The 16,809-nt window shown below is 73.8% G+C and carries 18 protein-coding genes; 5 read left to right on the top strand and 13 right to left on the bottom strand.

The window, feature by feature from the left end; all coding sequences use genetic code 11:
- The first annotated feature begins 123 nt into the window (after positions 1-123).
- Positions 124-576, top strand: coding sequence for an SRPBCC family protein (locus ACZ51I_RS07115; protein WP_468872126.1), 453 nt, complete (start codon positions 124-126; stop codon positions 574-576).
- 136 nt (positions 577-712) lie between these two features.
- On the opposite strand, the gene trpS is transcribed toward ACZ51I_RS07115, so the two are convergent.
- The 7 genes from trpS to ACZ51I_RS07080 form a co-directional block, all read right to left on the bottom strand.
- Positions 713-1,801 (bottom strand): tryptophan--tRNA ligase, encoded by a 1,089-nt coding sequence (gene trpS / locus ACZ51I_RS07110; RefSeq protein ID WP_468872124.1) that lies wholly within the window; start codon positions 1,799-1,801, stop codon positions 713-715.
- Positions 1,802-2,031: 230 nt separating this feature from the next.
- The gene (locus ACZ51I_RS07105; protein ID WP_468872123.1) at positions 2,032-3,276 is read right to left on the bottom strand and encodes a cytochrome P450 family protein; all 1,245 of its coding nucleotides are present in this window, start codon (positions 3,274-3,276) and stop codon (positions 2,032-2,034) included.
- Complete coding sequence (locus ACZ51I_RS07100; RefSeq protein ID WP_468872121.1) at positions 3,273-4,502, bottom strand: cytochrome P450; 1,230 nt, start codon at positions 4,500-4,502, stop codon at positions 3,273-3,275. Before ACZ51I_RS07100 ends, ACZ51I_RS07105 begins: the two co-directional genes overlap by 4 nt.
- Positions 4,499-5,125 (bottom strand): GTP-binding protein, encoded by a 627-nt coding sequence (locus tag ACZ51I_RS07095; RefSeq protein WP_468872119.1) that lies wholly within the window; start codon positions 5,123-5,125, stop codon positions 4,499-4,501. The genes ACZ51I_RS07100 and ACZ51I_RS07095 overlap by 4 nt, the downstream gene beginning before the upstream one ends.
- Positions 5,106-5,459 (bottom strand): DUF742 domain-containing protein, encoded by a 354-nt coding sequence (locus ACZ51I_RS07090; protein ID WP_468872118.1) that lies wholly within the window; start codon positions 5,457-5,459, stop codon positions 5,106-5,108. The genes ACZ51I_RS07095 and ACZ51I_RS07090 overlap by 20 nt, the downstream gene beginning before the upstream one ends.
- Positions 5,456-5,857 (bottom strand): roadblock/LC7 domain-containing protein, encoded by a 402-nt coding sequence (locus tag ACZ51I_RS07085; RefSeq protein ID WP_356905399.1) that lies wholly within the window; start codon positions 5,855-5,857, stop codon positions 5,456-5,458. Before ACZ51I_RS07085 ends, ACZ51I_RS07090 begins: the two co-directional genes overlap by 4 nt.
- Positions 5,854-7,545, bottom strand: coding sequence for a sensor histidine kinase (locus ACZ51I_RS07080; protein ID WP_468872116.1), 1,692 nt, complete (start codon positions 7,543-7,545; stop codon positions 5,854-5,856). The genes ACZ51I_RS07085 and ACZ51I_RS07080 overlap by 4 nt, the downstream gene beginning before the upstream one ends.
- 482 nt (positions 7,546-8,027) lie before the next feature.
- Between ACZ51I_RS07080 and ACZ51I_RS07075 the strand changes: the two genes are divergently transcribed.
- The 3 genes from ACZ51I_RS07075 to ACZ51I_RS07065 all read left to right on the top strand — a co-directional run bounded on the left by ACZ51I_RS07075 (position 8,028) and on the right by ACZ51I_RS07065 (position 8,926).
- Positions 8,028-8,375 (top strand): DUF190 domain-containing protein, encoded by a 348-nt coding sequence (locus tag ACZ51I_RS07075; protein WP_468872115.1) that lies wholly within the window; start codon positions 8,028-8,030, stop codon positions 8,373-8,375.
- A gap of 51 nt (positions 8,376-8,426) precedes the next feature.
- Positions 8,427-8,630: a hypothetical protein gene (locus ACZ51I_RS07070; RefSeq protein ID WP_468872113.1), complete on the top strand. Its 204-nt coding sequence runs from the start codon at positions 8,427-8,429 to the stop codon at positions 8,628-8,630.
- A gap of 80 nt (positions 8,631-8,710) precedes the next feature.
- Positions 8,711-8,926 (top strand): hypothetical protein, encoded by a 216-nt coding sequence (locus tag ACZ51I_RS07065; protein WP_468872112.1) that lies wholly within the window; start codon positions 8,711-8,713, stop codon positions 8,924-8,926.
- An 89-nt stretch (positions 8,927-9,015) separates the two neighbouring features.
- Here ACZ51I_RS07065 and ACZ51I_RS07060 read toward each other — a convergent pair whose 3' ends face one another.
- The 3 genes from ACZ51I_RS07060 to ACZ51I_RS07050 all read right to left on the bottom strand — a co-directional run bounded on the left by ACZ51I_RS07060 (position 9,016) and on the right by ACZ51I_RS07050 (position 11,051).
- Positions 9,016-9,306 (bottom strand): hypothetical protein, encoded by a 291-nt coding sequence (locus tag ACZ51I_RS07060; RefSeq protein WP_468872111.1) that lies wholly within the window; start codon positions 9,304-9,306, stop codon positions 9,016-9,018.
- A 148-nt stretch (positions 9,307-9,454) separates the two neighbouring features.
- Positions 9,455-10,165 carry a B3/B4 domain-containing protein gene (locus tag ACZ51I_RS07055; RefSeq protein WP_468872110.1) on the bottom strand — a complete coding sequence of 237 codons (711 nt, stop codon included), beginning with the start codon at positions 10,163-10,165 and terminating at the stop codon, positions 9,455-9,457.
- A 49-nt stretch (positions 10,166-10,214) separates the two neighbouring features.
- The gene (locus tag ACZ51I_RS07050; protein ID WP_468872109.1) at positions 10,215-11,051 is read right to left on the bottom strand and encodes an EamA family transporter; all 837 of its coding nucleotides are present in this window, start codon (positions 11,049-11,051) and stop codon (positions 10,215-10,217) included.
- A 116-nt stretch (positions 11,052-11,167) separates the two neighbouring features.
- On the opposite strand from ACZ51I_RS07050, the gene ACZ51I_RS07045 reads away from it, so the two are divergent.
- On the top strand, positions 11,168-11,746 hold the full coding sequence (locus ACZ51I_RS07045; RefSeq protein WP_468872107.1) for a helix-turn-helix domain-containing protein: 579 nt from the start codon (positions 11,168-11,170) through the stop codon (positions 11,744-11,746).
- A gap of 49 nt (positions 11,747-11,795) precedes the next feature.
- Here ACZ51I_RS07045 and ACZ51I_RS07040 read toward each other — a convergent pair whose 3' ends face one another.
- From ACZ51I_RS07040 to ACZ51I_RS07030, 3 genes are all read right to left on the bottom strand, one after another.
- A complete protein-coding gene (locus ACZ51I_RS07040) occupies positions 11,796-12,977 on the bottom strand; it encodes a nitric oxide synthase oxygenase (protein ID WP_468873788.1) in 1,182 nt (393 codons plus the stop codon).
- A gap of 159 nt (positions 12,978-13,136) precedes the next feature.
- Positions 13,137-14,699: a DUF4139 domain-containing protein gene (locus tag ACZ51I_RS07035; protein ID WP_468872105.1), complete on the bottom strand. Its 1,563-nt coding sequence runs from the start codon at positions 14,697-14,699 to the stop codon at positions 13,137-13,139.
- 8 nt (positions 14,700-14,707) lie between these two features.
- Positions 14,708-16,783, bottom strand: coding sequence for a DUF4139 domain-containing protein (locus ACZ51I_RS07030; protein WP_468872103.1), 2,076 nt, complete (start codon positions 16,781-16,783; stop codon positions 14,708-14,710).
- Positions 16,784-16,809 lie beyond the last annotated feature (26 nt).

Here is a 16,809-nt window from a genome sequence, read left to right as displayed (position 1 = left end):
CCGGAATCCGGATCGAGGCTGGCGGGGCGTCGTCGGGAGTGGGACGATTTGTACGAAGCGACAACGGGCCCGCGTCGGCGCCAGGGCTTCCCGCGAGGCCCCCGGTCGAACGAAGAAGGCGACATGCCTGTGATCACGGAAACCATCGACATCGCCCGCAAGCCCGCGGAGGTCTTCTCCTACGTGACCGACCCGACGCACCTGCCCGAGTGGCAGGAGAGCGCCGTCTCGGTGCGGAGGATCAGCGACGCTCCCCTCGCGGTCGGCTCCAAGGTCGCCGTCACCCGGCGCCTCGGCAGGCGGGAGTTCACCTCGACCATGCAGGTCATCGAGCTGGAGCCGCCGCGGCACTGGCATGTGCACGGCATCGACGGCCCCGTACGCGGAGACGTGCGGGGCACCATCGAGCCGCTGGACGACGGCGAGCGCTCCCGGCTGACGCTCTCCTTCGACTTCGAGGGGCACGGCGTCGGCAAGGCCCTCGTCCCGCTCGTCGTCCGTCCGCAGGTGCGGAGGGAGATGCCCAGAGACGAACTGACCCTCAAGGGCATCCTGGAGAGCGGCACGGCCGGCTGACAGGCCCTCCCGGCCGGTCCGTCAGTTCCGTGGAGACCGGACGCTCGAAGAAGGTCTCCAGGGACGGCGAGCACTGCTCGGTCGATGGCGTCCACGATCCCGGTTTCCTCGGTCGTGCCCGTGCCGGAAGCATGCGTCAGTAGTGACTGTTCATCGCCGTGCGGACCTCGGCGAGGGTCGCGTCCGCCACGGCCCGCGCCCGCTCGTTCCCCTCGCGCAGGATCCGGCGGACGTACCCGCGGTCCCGCGCGTACTCCGCGCGGCGGGCCCGGATCGGCGCCAGGTACTCGTTGACCGACTCCGCCACGGTCCGCTTCAGCGCGGCGGCCCCGGCGGAGCCGATGCCGTCGGCGATCTCCTCGGGGGTACGGCCCTGGCAGAGGGCCGCGAGCAGGAGGAGGGACGCCACCTCGGGGCGGCCGGCCGGGTCGTACACGATATGACGCTCGGAATCGGTCTTCGCGCCCTTGATCAGCCGGGCGGTCTCGTCGGCGCCGGCGGCCAGGCTGACGGCGTTGCCGCGGCTCTTGCTCATCTTGGTGCCGTCCGTGCCGAGCAGCAGCGGTGCGTCGGACAGCAGGGCGTCGGGCTCGGGGAAGACGGCGGCGCCGCTGCCGTAGCGGTCGTTGAACCGTCGGGCGACGGTCCGGGTCATCTCCAGGTGCGGAAGCTGGTCCTGGCCGACGGGGACGAGATTGGCCTTGCAGAACAGGATGTCGGCGGCCTGGTGGACGGGATAGGTGAACATCAGGCCGCTGACCGAGGACTGCCGGGAGTGCGCGATCTCGTCCTTGACGGTCGGGTTGCGGTTCAGCTCGGCGACGGACACCAGACTGAGGAAGGGCAGCAGCAGCTGGTTCAGGGCGGGGACGGCACTGTGGGTGAAGATCGTGCTCCGCTCCGGGTCCACGCCGACCGCGAGGTGGTCGAGCACCAGCTCCTCGACGTGCTCGGTGAGATTGTCCGCCAGATCGCGGTCGGTCAGGACCTGGTAGTCCGCGATGATCACGAACAGCTCCACGCCGAGGTCCTGGAGCCGGACCCGGTTGTGCAGCGTGCCGAAGTAGTGGCCCAGGTGCAGCCGCCCGGTGGGGCGGTCGCCGGTCAGGACCCGGAACCGGCCGCAATCTTCACGGATCTGTTCCTCCAAGACCAGGCTGCGGGCCTGCGCGGCGGTGGTCCCGAGAGCGTCGGTGGAGGGGGCGGGGGCGAGCGTGGTGGTCATGGCTTCTCCTGGTCCGGGTGGGTGGCGCCGTCGGGACGGACAGGACCCATGAGCCAGGGAAAGCGAAAGGGCCGTTCGTCCGAACGGCCCGGTCGTGCGCGAATGGTGGCCGCTCCTAAGGGGAGCGCCACCAGCTGAGGCACGACGACAGATGCATGCGCCCAGCATAGCGCCCGGGGGACGAGGCCCCGGGGCGCCATGCCGGTCGGCAGGGGAAGCCGCCGGGACCGTCAGCCCAGCAGGACCGGGAGGTCGAAGAGGTCGTTCTGGGTGACGACCGGCTTGTTCCGGAGCTCCTCGCGGGGCACCGCCAGCCGCAGCCCCGGGAAGCGCTCGTAGAGCGCGGGGAGCGCCACCGACGCCTCCAGACGGGAGAGCGCCGCGCCCGGACACACATGCGGCCCGTGACCGAAGGAGATGTGCCGGTTCGGCGTCCGGGTCACGTCGAACTCGCCCGCCGTCGGACCGTGCTGCTCCTCGTCCCGGCCGATCGCGCCGAACGACACGATCAGGGCCTCGCCCTGGGGCAGGACGCGGTCCCCGACCGGGATGTCCTCCGTGGCGAACCGGATCAGCACGTGCGAGGTGGGCGTCGACCAGCGCAGGGTCTCCTCGATCACGTTCTCCCACGGCACCCCGCCCTCGAGCACCAGGGCCCGCTGCTCCGGGTGGGTCTCCAGGGCGACCACGGCGTTCACGATCAGGCTGATCGTCGTCTCGTGCCCCGCCGCCACCATCAGCTGGAGGGTGTTGGTGATCTCCTCCGTGGTGAGCCGGTCGCCGCCCTCCGACGCCTCGATCAGCGCACTCGTGAGGTCGTCGCCGGGCTTCTCCGTCTTCCCCGCCACGATCCCCGCGAACAGCGCGCCCAGGTCCGCCATCATCCGCGGGACCTCCTCGGGCGGCGTCTGCGTCGAGAAGAACTTGTCGAACAACGCCTTCATCCGCGGGTGGTCGGCCGGGTCGACGCCCATCAGCTCGCCCACCACACGCATCGGCAACGGGTACGCGAACTCCGCCTTCAGATCCACGACCTCGCCCGGCGGGCGCTCGGCCAGCCGGTCCAGCATCCCCTCGGTGAGCGACTCGATGCCCGCGCGCAGCCGCTCCACCCGGCGCGCCGTCAGCGCCTGCGCGACCAGCGTGCGCAGCCGCCGGTGCTCCTCGCCGTCGACGGTCAGCATCGAACGGCCGGGGTTCGCGAGACCGATCAGCGGCCAGTCCTGGGGTATCTCGCCGCGCTGCCACGCACCCCAGACGCCGATGTCCTTGACGAGCCGCGCGTCGGTGAGCAGCTTGCGCGCCTCGGCGTGCCGGGTGACGGCCCAGCAGGCCACCCCGCCCGGCAGGACGACCCGGGCGAGCGGACCGGCGGCGCGCAGCCGGGCACTCTCGCCGTCGAGATCGGCGACGAAGGGGTCCAGGGCGATCACATCGGTACCGGACGCGGCGGTGTGGTCGTACGGGCAGCTCATCCGAGGGCTCCAAGGGCGGGGGTCGGGGTGTACGTCACGGGGAGCGCGGTCAGGCCGCGCAGCCAGGGGGAGGGGCGGCGGGCGAGGTCGCCCTCGGCGACCGCGAGATCCACGTCCGGCAGCCGGTCGAGCAGCACCTCGATCCCCGTCCGGGCGATCGTCTCGGCGACCTCCTGGGCGGGGAACGGGCAGCGGTGCTCGCCGTGGCCGAAGGACAGGTGGGCGTTGTTCCCGCCGGTGAACGCGCCGGAGTCGGTGCGCACGTGCGGGTCGGAGTTGGCGGCGGCCAGGCCGAGCAGCAGCAGGTCGCCGCGGTCGATCCGGCGCCCGCCGAGGTGGGTGTCGCGCGAGGCCCACCGCCCGGCGACGTTCTGGGTCGGGGTGTCCTCCCACAGGACCTCGTTCATGGCCTCGCCGACGCTGTGCCGGCCGCCGGCGAGCGAGGCCGCGAACCGGTCGTCGGTGAGCATCAGGCGCAGCGAGTTCCCGATCCAGTCCGCGGTCGGCTGGTGGCCCGCGGCCAGCATCACCATGAGGTCCTGGGCGACCTCCTCGACGGTGAACCCGGCGGTGTTGGCGAGCATCCGGGAGGCGACGTCGTCGCCCGGCGTCTCGGCCTTCGCGGCGAGCAGCGCGAACATCGACTCGGCCAGGTGGCGCTGGCCCTCCAGGGCGCCCTCCTGGCCGTTGATCATGTCGTTCAGGGCGGTGACGAGGCCGGGCCCCTGCGCGTCGGCGAAGCCGTAGCAGCTGGCGAGGACCCGTACCGGCAGGAGCATCGCGTACTCGGCGATGATGTCGCAGGAGCCCTTGCCGCACAGCGCGTCGATGAGCTCGTCGGCGAAGCGCTCGGCGCGCTCCCTGAGGACGAACGGGTCGATCGCCTCCAGCGCGGCGGAGATGACCCCGGCGCGCTCGCGGTGCCGCTCGCCGACCGTGTAGAGGATGGACGGCTGCTTGCGGCCGATCATGGGCAACAGCGGCCAGTCCGCCGGGATGGCGTCCCACTGGTTCCACAGCTCGGAGTCGCGGGAGAAGAGGACCGGGTCGCTGGTGACCTGGTGCAGTTCGCGGTAGCCGAGGACCAGCCAGGCGGGCACGCCCCCGTCGAGCACGACGGGGGCGACGGCCCCGTGCTCACGTCGCATCTGCCGGTACAGCTCGGTGGGGTCGGTCTGGAACCGGGGCCCGCTCAGCGGGACGGGCTGGGGCTCGGGGAGGGTCACGGGGTGGGCTCCGGGAGGGGGTGGGGGGCCGGCCGGGAGGCCGCGACGACGGTCCGCAGGTGTTCCACGAGCGAGATCAGCACCTGCTTGCTGGACTCGCGCGACCGGGCGTCGCAGAAGACCAGCGGCACCTCGTCGGCGAGGTCGAGGGCCTCGCGGATCTGGGCGGGGGTGTGGGCGGGGCCGCCGAAGTCGTTGCAGGCGACGACGAAGGGCGTGCCGTGGTGCTCCAGGCGGTCGATCGCGTACCAGGAGTCGGCGAGCCGCCGGGTGTCGACGAGGACGACCGCGCCGAGCGTCCCCGAGAACAGCCGGTCCCACAGGAACCAGAACCGCTCCTGGCCGGGCGCCCCGAACAGGTACAGGACGTTGTGCGCGTCCAGCGAGATCCGGCCGAAGTCGAAGGCGACCGTGGTGGCCGTCTTCGTGGCGACGCCGCCGGTGTCATCGACGCCCACGCCGGCCTGGGTCATGGTCTCCTCGGTGTTCAGCGGACGGATCTCGCTGACCGAGCGGACCAGAGTGGTCTTGCCGACTCCGAAACCGCCGACGACGACGATCTTCAGTCCGTTGTCGGCGGTGCTGTGCAGGGTCCGGCGCTGTTCAGAGGTTACGGAGTCCAACGAGCACCTGCTCCAGGATGTCGTGATCGGGAAGACGGTACGAGGCGCGGGGGTGCCGTGCGCTGATCCGGCCGGTGTCGTGCAGGTCGGCGAGGAGGATCCGGGTGATCGACACCGGCAGACCGAGCCCCGCCGCCACCTCCACCACGGCCGTGGGGAAGCGGCACATGCGCAGGATCGCGGCGTGTTCGGACTGCATGCCGACGACCGGATCGCTCTCGGAGACCACGAGCGTCACCAGGTCGAAGGCGTCCGACCCGGCGCTGCTGCGACCGCCGGTCAGGGTGTAGAGCCGGTCCGGTGAGTCGTCCCGGCCCGGTCTGCCGCGGCTCATCCCCGGGGCCTCGCGACCAGGTACTCGCCCAACTGCTCCACCAGCTCGGACATGTTGTGGCCCACGAGTCCCGCGTCGGCGTCCTCGTCGGCGACCAGCGCGAGGTGAGCCCCCTCGCCCGCCTCCACGATGAACAGGGTGCCGCCGTAGAACTCGGCCATCGCGGAGCGGACCCCGCCCGTCCCGTCGCCGAACTCCACGGAGGCACCGTGCGACAGGCTCTGGATGCCGGCGGCGATCGCGGCGAGCTGGTCGGCTTGGTCGACGGAGAGCTCGGGGGTACGGCAGAGCTTGAGGCCGTCACGGGAGAGCACCAGGGCGTGACGGGTGCCCGGGGTGCGTTCCAGCAGGCCCTCCAGGAGCCAGCTGAGCTTCTCGTCGGTGGTGGTGCCGGTCATGACGGGGTGCCTTCCGGGTGCGGGGAGTTCGAGGACGGCTCGGTGGTGCCGGGGCCGGTGTCTGCGGGCGGCCTGGCGCTCGCCTCCGTGCTGTTCGGCGCGGTGGCGGCGGGCTGCCGGGCGCTCGGCGCGGTGGTGTCAGGACCGGTCGCTGCGGGCTGTTCGGCGGTCGGCTCGGCGGTGGCCGGGGCGGGGGCCGGCCGGTCGCCGGTCGCCGGAGGTGTCCCGGGCGCCGGGGTGCCGGTGCCGCGGACCGCCTGGCGGAAACTGCCGAAGCGCGTGGCCGCGCCGGCCGCCGCCCCGGTGCGAGGGCCCGCCGCGCGCGGCTTCTCGCCGGCCTCCGGGCCCTCGGGGTGCGCTGCGGCCATCGCCTTGCCGCGACGGCGACGCGGCAGACCGCTCTCGCCGAACCGGGGATGCTCCCCGGTGCTCTCGGCCGCGCTCTCGTGCCGCGCCTCGGGCTCGGCGGCCGCGGCGGGGGCCGGCTCCGGAGCCGCCGGTCCGCGGCCCGTCACGGGCGGCAGGACGGCGGCGGGCTTGGCCGGCGGCTCGACCGGCGCGTGACTGATCAGCTCCTGAGGCACCATCAGCAGGGCGCTCGTGCCACCGCGCGCCGAAGGGCGGAACGACACGGTCAGACCGTGCTTGCGGGCCAGCCGCCCGACGACGGCCAGGCCGAGCCGGGTGCCGGAGAGGCCGGCCAGGTCCTGCGCCGTCGAACCGACCGCGGCCTCCGCGCGGCGCAGTTGCACCTCGCTCATCACCAGGCCGCTGTCCTCGACCGCGATGACGACCCCGGCCGGGACCTCCTCCACGTAGACGTGGACCTCGGCGGTGGGCGGCGAGAAGTTCGCCGCGTTGTCCATGAGTTCGGCCAGGGCGTGCATGACGCCCTCCGCCGCGTGCCCGGCGACGGCCGCGTCGCTGCTGGAGTGCAGGCGCACCCGCTGGTAGCCGCCGATCCGCCCCATGGCGCCCCGCAGGATCGACTCCATGACGATGGGGCGGGCCCAGCGCCGGCCGGACCGGGCGCCGGTCAGCACGGCGACGGAGTCGGCCAGGCGGCCGGCCTGGGCGGTGCGGTGGTCGAGGTGGAGCAGGTCGGCCAGGACGCCCTCGTCGGCGTGCCGGTGCTCCATCTCCCGCAGGTCGGCGAGCATGCTCGTGGCGAGGGCCTGCATGCGGCCGGCCGCGTTCGCCGCGGCGGCCATGGCGGCGGACCGGCCGGACTCGGCGCGGCGCAGCTCGGCCTCCAGGCGCGCGATCTCGGCGGCGTGAGCCCGGGTCAGCTCGTCGGTACGGGCCGTGTGGGAGCGGATCAGCTCCTCGGCCCGCGCCGCGTGGGCCGCTGCCGAGGCGGCGGACTCCGTCTCGTACCGCTGTAGGGAGGCAGCCGCCTGGCGCTCGGCCTCGGCCGTGCGCCGGGCGACGTACGCCTCCCGGGAGGTGAGTTCGGCGGTGAGGGTCTCGACCCTCCGGCTCAGCGAGCGCGAGGTCCGCCCGTACCAGCTGACGGCGAAGGCCGCGGCCGTCAGCAGCAGGACACCGCCGCCGGCGAACCAGCCGAGTGCTGGACGGATCCCGGCCGGCGCCGCGGCGGTCGCCGCGACGGCGAGCGCGCCCCCCGCGGCGGCTGTCAGCAACGAGGCGAGCAGGGCGGGGCGGAAGGGGGTGGACGGCGCCGACATCAACCAGACTCTCGAGAACAGGCACGCGGGGGTGGGGAGTCGTAACGTCGGCACTATAGATCCGATCTTGATCGATTCGGAACCTCTGTTGATCGGATCGGTATTCAGATCACGGAATATCTCGCCGAGAGCGGTCAACTCGTCGACGAGGAGGGCGCGGCGTCGCGCCAGACCGTCGGATCGAGCGTCATGTAGGTGCTCGGGGGTCCTCCGGGGAGAAGACTTGACGGTGAGCAGACCGAGATGGCCCGTACTACCCGGGCGGCGTGGACGGCGCCCTCGGGGAGTACCCGACCGGTGCGGCCGGCGGGGCGGTCGTCGCGTGACCTCCGTGTCCGTGAGCCCGGCGCGCTCCACCGGTGCGCTGCCGTTGGAAGCGGCCGCTTGCCGCCGCTCCCTCCAGGCGGAGGCGACCGTAGACTCGGAGTGCGGGCGTGCCTCGCTGTCGCGCGAGAGGCGCCGCGTACGGCAGGGAGGCGGCGATGACCAGGCTGACGGGCAGGGCCCTGCGGGTGACGGTCTTCGTGGGGGAGGCCGATCTGTGGCACCACAAGCCGCTGTACACCCAGATCGTCGGCCGGGCGCGCGAGGCCGGTCTCGCGGGCGCGAGCGTGTTCCGCGGCATCGAGGGCTTCGGCGCCTCCTCGCTGATCCACACCCAGCGACTGCTGTCGCTGAGCGAGGACCTCCCCGTGGCCGTGGTCATCGTCGACACCGAGCAGAAGATCCGCGCCTTCCTGCCCCAGCTCGACGAACTCGTCGGCGAGGGCCTGGTGATCGTCGACGACTGCGAGGTCATCCGGTACGCCGGCCGCCAGACGGCCGCCTGAGCCCGCTCGCCCGACTCCGCGACCATCCGCCTCCGGGCCCACGACGGTCCGATGCGCGAGCCCGTCACGGAGCCGTACTGGAACACCGACGTCGCCCGCCACGCGGGCATCCTGCGGGCAGTCCCGGAGGGCTGCGGCGACGCCCTCGTCGTCGGGTGCGGCGAGCCGCTCGCGCGGAAGCTCGCAGGGCGGGCGGGCGCGTCACCGGCATCGACCTGTCCCTGGCATGATCGCCCGCGCGCCCGGGGCCGCTGACGGCCGGCCCGGACTCACCTTCGCCGAGGGCGACTTCATGACCGCCGAACTGCCCGCCCTCGGCAACAACTTCACCCTCGGTGACCACGACCCACCACATGGGCTTCGGGACGGCTCTCACGCGGATACGCGAACTGCTCCGGCCCGGGGCTGCGTTGGTGGTCGTCGGGCTCGCCCGGGACGCGAGCGTCGCGGAGTGGACGGACGGGGTCGCCGCCGCCCCGGTCGTCCGGATCACCAAGCTGCTGCGGGGCGCGCGCGTCCCGGCGGGCATGCCGGTGGCCGAGGCGGGATGAGCAACGGGCAGGTGCGCGCCGAGGCGCGACGGCGTGCGCTACCGCCCGGCACGTGCTCCGTCAATACTCCCTGACCTGGCGGAAGCCTGTCACGAGGGCATGATCGCCGCGAGCCCCTTGCGGAGGTCGTCCGGGTTCATGGCCGGCGAGTAGTGGACCTTGGCGCCGGTCTCCATGAAGAACGGCTCCGAGATCTTCGGCAACTGGGAGGAGTCCGCCAGGTCGAAGAAGAAGTAGCCGGTCCGGCAGCCGTTCTCGACGGTGAAGTACGCGGCCTCGGCGCTGAGTTCCTGGAGCGTCTTCTCAATGATCTTCAGCAGGTCGCCCCGCTTGATGGCCTCGTTGGAGGCCGGGGTGTCCATCTGAACCTTCAACAGCATGCGCATGACGCGGCCTTTCCCGGCCGGGCGGGCGCTCCGTTCGGGGCGCCCGGAACCCCGGACGCGCTCAGTTCCAGCGTCCTCCTTCCCTCCCGGAGGGACCACTCGGCGGAGGTGGCGGCGGGGTGTTCGCGCACGGAAGGCAGGCCTACGCCCCGTCGGTCAGGCCCGAGGGGGCGAGGAAGTGGACGGTCGTCGTGTCGGCGTGCGGGGCCAGGAGGTCCTGGAGTTCGGTCGCGGCGGTCTTGAGGAGCGGGCCGTCGCCGTCGGCGTCGACGGTTTCGAGGATGAAGGTGACACGGGTCGAGTCCTCGGTGACACGGGTGCGGTGCGCGTCGCGGTGGTTCCAGTGGCGGGTCAGGACGCCCGCCGCGTCGGCGTAGACGATCTCACCCGGCCTCGGGTTCTCCACGACGTCCGGTTCGCCGAGCGGGGTGAAGGTCTCGGTGCCGTCCGCGTGCCGGATGGTGACGTCGCCGGTGACGTGTGCCAGGTCGAAGGCGCCGGCCGGCAGGCCGTGGCGCACGGAGACGGCGTTGTAGGAGTCGACGGCCGGGTTGATGCGCGGCAGGGCGCCCCTCTTCGCCAGGCGGCGGCCGAGTGCGTCGACGCTGGGGCGGACGCGGCGCGGGTTTGTGCCGAAGGAGCGGTAGGCGGTGTGCCACGTCCCGATGCGGGGATCGGTCTCGTCGGCGGGCAGCCAGGTCCCGTCGGCGACCTGCCGCTCCAGTTCGGCCAGGGCGGCCGTGGTCCGGGGCCAGGGCTCGTGCCCCCGCAGGCCCGTGGCGGTGACCAGGGCGATGAGAGTGCCGGGGAAGGCCTCCGCGACGGCGGGGGCGAGGTGGAAGGCGGGGGCCATGGGGGATCCGTTCCTGTGCGTGTGCGTGTGCGGGGTGGGCGAGGCGGCGTCAGGTCAGCGCCAGGAGGCTGACGGCCACCGCCGCCGTGCCGAGACCGACGAGCTGACCGCGGTGGATGCGTTCGGCGAGCACGCCACGGGCGAGCAGGACCGTGCCGGCCGGGTAGAGGGCGGTGATCACGGCGACGACGGCGAGGTCCCCGTTGCGGGAGGCGAGCAGGAAGAGCAGGTTCGCCAGCGAGTCCAGCACGCCCGCGGCCGCCGACACTGCGTATGCCGGCCGCTCGGAGCCGAGCCTGCGGTGGAGCGCCGCCGCCGCCGCGAGGGTCACGGCCGAGGAGACCGTCCGGCCGGCGATCAGCGGTGCCACCCCGCTGTCCGCGGGGGCCTGGTGCAGGAAGACCAGTTGGAGGGCGATCGCGGCGCCCGCCCCCAGGGCCAGCAGCAGGGCCGTACGGGACGGGCGTGCCGTACCGGAGCCGTGTCCGGCGCTGACCAGGACCACCGCCGCCAGGGCCAGCGGCAGCCCCACCAGACCGGCGACGCCCAGGCGCTCGCCCTGGAACAGGCCCACGCCGACGGGCAGCATGGCGGAGACGAGGGCGGTCACGGGCGAGAGGACGTTCATCGGTCCGATCGCCAGGGTGCGGTAGAGCAGGGTGAAGGCGGCGGCCGAGGCGACGCCCGACGCCGCTCCCCAGGCCAGCGCGCCGCTGCTGAAGGAGGCGCCGAGGAAGGGCCAGAGCAGCAGCTCCACCGCGAGAGAGGCCGGGGCCGCGATCATCACCGTCCGCAGCACATGGGCCTTGCGGGCCCCGAGACCGCCGAGGAAGTCGGCGCACCCGTAGGCGAGGGAGCTGCACAGGGCCAGCAGCAGAGCGATCACGGCACATCCCTTACTATCAATGGAACGACCAGACCGTACAGCGAACCGACCGGGTCATGCAACCAAACGACCGGCCGGTGCATTCCATTGCTCCCCCTGGCGAGAACGGTGATCGGATGACCGAGACAGAGGCGGCCCTGCGGACCCTCGCCCGCAACGTGAGGTCGGCCCGCACCCGGGCAGGGCTCTCCCTGGACGAACTCGGCAGGCGCGCCCAGGTCAGCAAGGGCGCCCTGGTGGGCCTGGAGAAGGCCCAGGGAAACCCGAACTTCGCCACCCTCGTCCGGCTGGCCGACACCCTCGGCGTCTCCGTCTCCGCCCTGCTGGAGGGCCCGGCCGAAGGACGCGTCCGGGTCGTGACCGCCGACGCCGTCGCGCCCCTCTGGACCGGAAGGCTCGGTAGCGAGGCCCGGCTCATGCTCACGACCTCGGGCCCGGCCCCGGTCGAGGTGTGGCGCTGGACGCTGGAACCGGGCGAGGAGTACCCCAGCCATCCGCACCAGGCCGGTGTCGTCGAGACCGTCAGCGTCACCTCCGGCCGGATGACCCTGGTCGTCGACGGCACGGAACACCCCGTCGAGGCCGGACAGACCGCGAGCTTCGACGGCGACGTCGCCCACGCCTACCGCGGCGCGGGCGAGTCGACCTGCCACCTGATCATGACCGTCCACCTGCCGCCCGGTCCCGCCGCCTGAACATGACCGACCACCGCCGCGCGATCCCGCCGCCTGACGCGGAGCCGCCTCAGCGCTCCCGGGCGAGGAAGGCGGGCCGCAGGGACGCGTCCACCGGGTCGTAGTACCGGTGGAAGACCGGCGTCGTGGAGCCGGACACCGGCGGGACGATCCAGCTCCAGTCGGCGGGCGTGGGCCTCCCGTGCCGGCTCTCCCGCGCGATGTGCCGCAGGAACCGCTCCGACTCGGTGTGATGGTCCGCCATCGTCACCCCCGCCACCTGGAAGGAGTGCAGCACCGCCACGTTGAGCTCGACGAGGGCCCGGTCCCGCCACAGCGTGCGCTCCGAGGAGCGGTCGAGCCCCAGCCGGTCGGCGACCACCGGCAGGAGGTCGTACCGCCCGGCGTCGGCGAGGTTGCGGGCGCCTATCTCCGTCCCCATGTACCAGCCGTTGAACGGCGCCGCCGGATAACGCACCCCGCCGATCTCCAGCGTCATGTCGCTGATCGCCGGCACCGCGTACCAGCGCAGCCCCAGCTCCGCGAACCACGGGTGGTCCGGATGTCCGAGCGGCACCTCCAGCACGGCGCCGTCCGGCAGTTCGTACCACTCCGGTCGCGCGCCCGGACGCTCCTCCACCATCAACGGCAGCACCTGGAAGGCCTCTTCGTCGCGCTTCCACCCAAGGTCGCGGGCGCGGGCGGTCGACGCGGCGGCGCGCGGGTCGCCGATCCAGCGGCCCTCGGGGGTGAGGTGCCCCGCGTAACGCACCAGTTGGTCGTTGACGATACGCGGCGCCGGACGGCCCGGCCGGTCGGGTGCGAACACCGAGATCACCGGGCGTATCCGGCCGCCGTTCCCAGCGGTCCGCAGGTGCTCGAAGCAGTGCGCGGCGATGTCGTCGGCCGACGTGACGTGCCGCAGGTCGCGCACCACGAGGCTGCGCCAGTAGAGCCTGCCGATGCAGCGGGCCGCGTTGCGCCACGCGACACGGGCGCCGAAGGAGAGCTCGGCCGGAGTGTGCTCGTACGTGCCGGTCCGCTCGATCTCGGCCAGCACCTCGCGGATCCTGCGCTCCACACCCCCGGCGCAGGCCTCGGGTTGCTCGCGATGGAACTGCCGGAGGAACGCCTCCGCTTCCCGATGGTCCGTCACATGCGGTGCAGGCAGGGGATTTCGGCTCCGCGACTCGTCGGGCGCGGAGGTGAACGGACAGGTGCCGGCAACGGCGGCCTTGCGGCGGCGCCTCAGACTGAAGACCAAGGTGTTCCTCCCGCCCACAGGACTACCGCACGGGTCCGCACGACTGTGGAGAGTAGAAGGAGTTGGGGTGCAGGGAGGCCTCGTGCTGATAAGGTGCCCGGCCACTCCGACGACCTCGGATCCCCGGGCCTCCGACGCCGCAGGACCTCAGAGCCCCGCCACCTTTCCCGTCGCCGAGAGCTCGTACACCAGGGTGACCGTGCGCCGGCCGCCGGGCGGCAGGGAGACGTCCCAGCGGGCGATGCCCTCGGCGTCGAGCGTGTCGGGCGGCGGGGAGCAGGCCTCCTTGCGCAGGCGTACCTCCACCGCCGAGACCTCGGAGACCGGGATCCGCTCCCGCAGGACCACCACCCGGTCGTCCCGCTCCCCGGGCGCCGAGAACCGGGACAGGTGCAGCCGGACCGTCCGGGTGACCACGGTCCGCTGCGTGAGGCCGGTGGTGTCGCGGGACTCCTCGGCGTACCGCACCACCCGGTGGTCGTCGCGGCTTCCGAAGGCGAGCTCGACGGCGGCTCCGGGGGCCGTGAAGTCCAGCGTGCCGCGGCCGGTGAACCCGCTGCCCCGGACCAGGTCCACGGGCCCGGCGAGCAGCGCGTGGCCGGACAGGTTGTCGCACCGCACCACCTGGGTGACCAGCGGGGACAGTTCGGGCGAGCAGGTGTACTCGCTGCTCGCGGCCGTCGTGAACGCCGAGACCGGCACCCGGTGGGCCCGGCCGTCCCCGCGCACGGAGACCGGGGCGGGGGAGTGGAGGACCCTCGCCTCGCCGCCGTCGTCCACGCCCGGAAGCCCCAGCACGGGGGCCGGTCCGAGGGTCGAGATCTCCTCCTCGCGCAGTTCGACGTCGATCGTGCGGCGCTCCGCCGCTGTGCGGTCCTTGAGCGTCAGCCGGTCCTCGACCAGCCGTGGCGGATCCGAGGCGTGCGCCGACCGGGCCGTCGACAGCGTCAGCCGGACGTCCGACCAGTCCTCGCCGGTGCGCTGCCAGACCACGGCGTCGGTCTCCAGGGTCAGGGAGTCCCCGTCGAGTACGGCTCGGTAGGCGGGCCGCCACAGCGCGCACGGGGTGAGGTGGCTGAGCCGCAGGCGGGCGGGCCCGGCCTCCGAGGAATCCACGGTCAGCTCGACATGGGCGACGAGTTCGGCGGGCTCCTCCTCGGCGAGTTCCATGGCCCGCCGGGTCTCGGCGAGTGCGGCGGTGAGCGTGGTCAACCGGGCTTCCACGGCGCGCAGTTCCTCGCCGTACGTGTCACGTTCGGCGTCCACGCGGTCCAGTTCGCGGCCCCAGCGCGCCCTTTCGGACTCACCGGAACCGGCGCCCTCGCCTATCTCCCGCAGCAGGTCGGCGGTGAGCCGGCCGAGCAGGTCGAGGCGGACTCGAACACGGTCGCGGCGCTGCTCCTCGGCGAGGCGCTCCTCTTCGAGGGCGTGCTCGCGCCGGCGGAGGGGCGAGTCGTCACCGGTGGGCGGCAGCGGCCCGCGCGGTGTCCAGGTGCGGACGATCCGCACGTCGAGGACGGTGGCCTGACGGCCGGAGGTCAACTCGGCGTGGAGGGTGCGGTCGACGGCCAGCGCGCTGACCGGACCGAGGCGCAGGCGCTGGACGCCGGCCCCGAGATCGAGCTCGGCGGTGCGCTCGACGTGGGCGCGGTCCTCCAGGCAGGTGACGGCGGTGACGGGAAGGGCGATCGGCCTCGGTTCCGTGGACATGGCGTGCGTCAGCTCCTGCGGTTGCCGTCGACCAGGGCCTTGCCGGCCGGGATGCGGATCTCGTAACCGCCGTCGAGCGCGGCGGTGCCCCCGGCGGGCAGCTCCACCCGCCAGACGCGGGTGCCGGGGGCGTGGCGCTCCGGCGCGGCGCCGTCCTCGGGCGCCGTCCAGTCGGCGCGCTCCTCGATGCGGACGTCCGCGTCGGAGGTGACCGGCACCCGCTCGTGGACCTCGACGGTGACAGGGGCCGCGAGGCGGTTGGCCAGTTCCACGTGGACGCGGTGGTCGAGCACGGTGACGTTGTTGCGCAGGCCCGCCGTCGACTCCCTCAGGTGCGTGCGGCGGGTGACGCGGATGCCCTCGGCCGGCCCGAGCCCCAGCCGGCGGACGCCGCCGGGCGCGAGCGTCGGCAGGGCGGCGGTCAGCAGGAAGTCGTCGTCGACGGTGACCTCGACCGGGCCGGCGAGGAGCGCCTGATCGGTGGCGTTGCAGACAGCGAGCGTCGCGTACACCGTGGGCTCCACGGACGGTACGCAGAGGTGCTCGGCGCGCAGACCGACCGGGATCTCGCCGACGGTGACGGTGTGCCAGGTGCCGTCCGAGGGGACGTCGGCACGGGCGGCGGCGTCGAAGCGGTGGTCGAACGAGCCCGCCGACTCCCGGGGGCGCACGGCGTGTTCGGGCAGCGGCAGCGCGGCCACCGTCTCGGCGCGGCGGCGGTACTCGGCCGCCACGGCGTCGAAGGGGGAGCCGGGGAACAGCCGCCCGCGGCGGCCTTCCGGCTCCTCGGGGCCGGACAGGACGAGGGCCGCGTAGTCGAGTTCGGCGCCGCTCGGCCGCGGCGGACCGGCGGGGGGCGGCTGCGGCGGTGGCGGCGCCGCGCCCGGAGCCGCGGGGGCCAGGGCGGCGGGGGCGCCGGGGAAGGCCGCGCCCCCGCCCCGCGGCCGGCCGGCCGGTTGTGGGGCCGGAGCGCCGGCGAAGGCCGCTGGAGCGGAACCGTACCCCCCACCGGGCTGCGGAAGCCCCGTGAAGGGACCGCCGACGCTCGGCGGCGGCGGAGGAGGAGGCGGTGGCGGTCCCGGAGTCGATACGGGAGCGGGCGCCGCCACAGGGGGCGGCACGGAGCCTCCGGCGACCGCGGCCCCGAAGGGCTGCGGTGCCGGGCCGGCCGCCTCGTACCCGCTGAACAGGTCGGCGAGCCCCACCGGGGGTTCGCGCCAGCCGGACGGCGCGGGCGCGGCCTGCCGGCGTCCGATCCGGATCGAGCGGAGTGCCGGCAGGTCGGTGCGGCGCCGCAGGTCGGCGGTGGCCAGGGCGATGCGCACCCCGGTCCAGTCCTCACCGGTGCGCTGGGCGACCGAGGCACGCAGCACCAGTCGGCCGCTGCCGTCGCCCTGACGGTGGCCGAGGCGGTACGTCGGCACCCAGACGGCGCCCGGAACGCCGTACTCCAGCTCCAGCTTCACCTCCTGCGCCGCGCCGGCGCCGTCGAGGGTCAGGGCGGCCAAGACCCGCGTCTCGACATGAGCCGACGGCGCGGCGGGGGAGGCGCGGTCGAACCGGTCCGAGGCGACGTCGAGCTCGTGCTCGGCGAGCCGCAGCGCCTCGTCGAGCTCGGTGAGGCGGGCGTGGAGCGCCGTCAGCCGCTCGTCGACGAAGTCGGCCAGCTCCAGCCACGCGTCGACCGGGGTACGCCGGTGCGGGTCCTCGCGCTTGCGGGCCGGCGGAACCGGCCGCAGGCCGCCGACCTCCTCGATCAGGGCCAGCTGCCGGTCACGGCGCGCCCGCGCCGCCGCGTACGCCCCACGCAGCCGGTCCACCTCGCCCCGCGAGGCGTCGGCCGCGCCGTCGGCGCCGGGCTCCGCCTCGACCTCCACGCGCGCCTCCGTGACCCGCGCGCCGGAGGCGCCCACGACCCGGGCCCGCAGCGAACCGGGGTCGAGCGAGCGGGGCAGACCCGTCACCCGCACCCGGCCGTCCGGCGGCACGGTGCCCCGGGCCAGGCGTCGGCAGAGCGCGCCCTGCGCGTACACCACGACCGAGTCGAGAGCCGACTCCCACCTGCGCGCCGTCCCCGCTGCCATGTGCGCCCCCGCCCTGTCGTCGTCGG

This window comes from Streptomyces sp. NPDC034084 (assembly GCF_055575535.1).
The sequence above is the reverse complement of the archived record's forward strand: the minus strand, read 5'-3'. Positions and strand labels throughout refer to the sequence as shown.

Coding starts and splice junctions, on each gene's coding strand:
- ACZ51I_RS07060 (WP_468872111.1), bottom strand. CDS start 9,306: ATGCTGTTGAAGGTTCAGATGGACACCCCGGCCTCCAACGAGGCCATC.
- ACZ51I_RS07090 (WP_468872118.1), bottom strand. CDS start 5,459: ATGAGCCGCGGCAGACCGGGCCGGGACGACTCACCGGACCGGCTCTAC.
- ACZ51I_RS07070 (WP_468872113.1), top strand. CDS start 8,427: ATGCGCGAGCCCGTCACGGAGCCGTACTGGAACACCGACGTCGCCCGC.
- ACZ51I_RS07105 (WP_468872123.1), bottom strand. CDS start 3,276: ATGAGCTGCCCGTACGACCACACCGCCGCGTCCGGTACCGATGTGATC.
- ACZ51I_RS07115 (WP_468872126.1), top strand. CDS start 124: ATGCCTGTGATCACGGAAACCATCGACATCGCCCGCAAGCCCGCGGAG.
- trpS (WP_468872124.1), bottom strand. CDS start 1,801: ATGACCACCACGCTCGCCCCCGCCCCCTCCACCGACGCTCTCGGGACC.
- ACZ51I_RS07045 (WP_468872107.1), top strand. CDS start 11,168: ATGACCGAGACAGAGGCGGCCCTGCGGACCCTCGCCCGCAACGTGAGG.
- ACZ51I_RS07075 (WP_468872115.1), top strand. CDS start 8,028: ATGACCAGGCTGACGGGCAGGGCCCTGCGGGTGACGGTCTTCGTGGGG.
- ACZ51I_RS07085 (WP_356905399.1), bottom strand. CDS start 5,857: ATGACCGGCACCACCACCGACGAGAAGCTCAGCTGGCTCCTGGAGGGC.
- ACZ51I_RS07035 (WP_468872105.1), bottom strand. CDS start 14,699: ATGTCCACGGAACCGAGGCCGATCGCCCTTCCCGTCACCGCCGTCACC.
- ACZ51I_RS07055 (WP_468872110.1), bottom strand. CDS start 10,165: ATGGCCCCCGCCTTCCACCTCGCCCCCGCCGTCGCGGAGGCCTTCCCC.
- ACZ51I_RS07080 (WP_468872116.1), bottom strand. CDS start 7,545: ATGTCGGCGCCGTCCACCCCCTTCCGCCCCGCCCTGCTCGCCTCGTTG.
- ACZ51I_RS07030 (WP_468872103.1), bottom strand. CDS start 16,783: ATGGCAGCGGGGACGGCGCGCAGGTGGGAGTCGGCTCTCGACTCGGTC.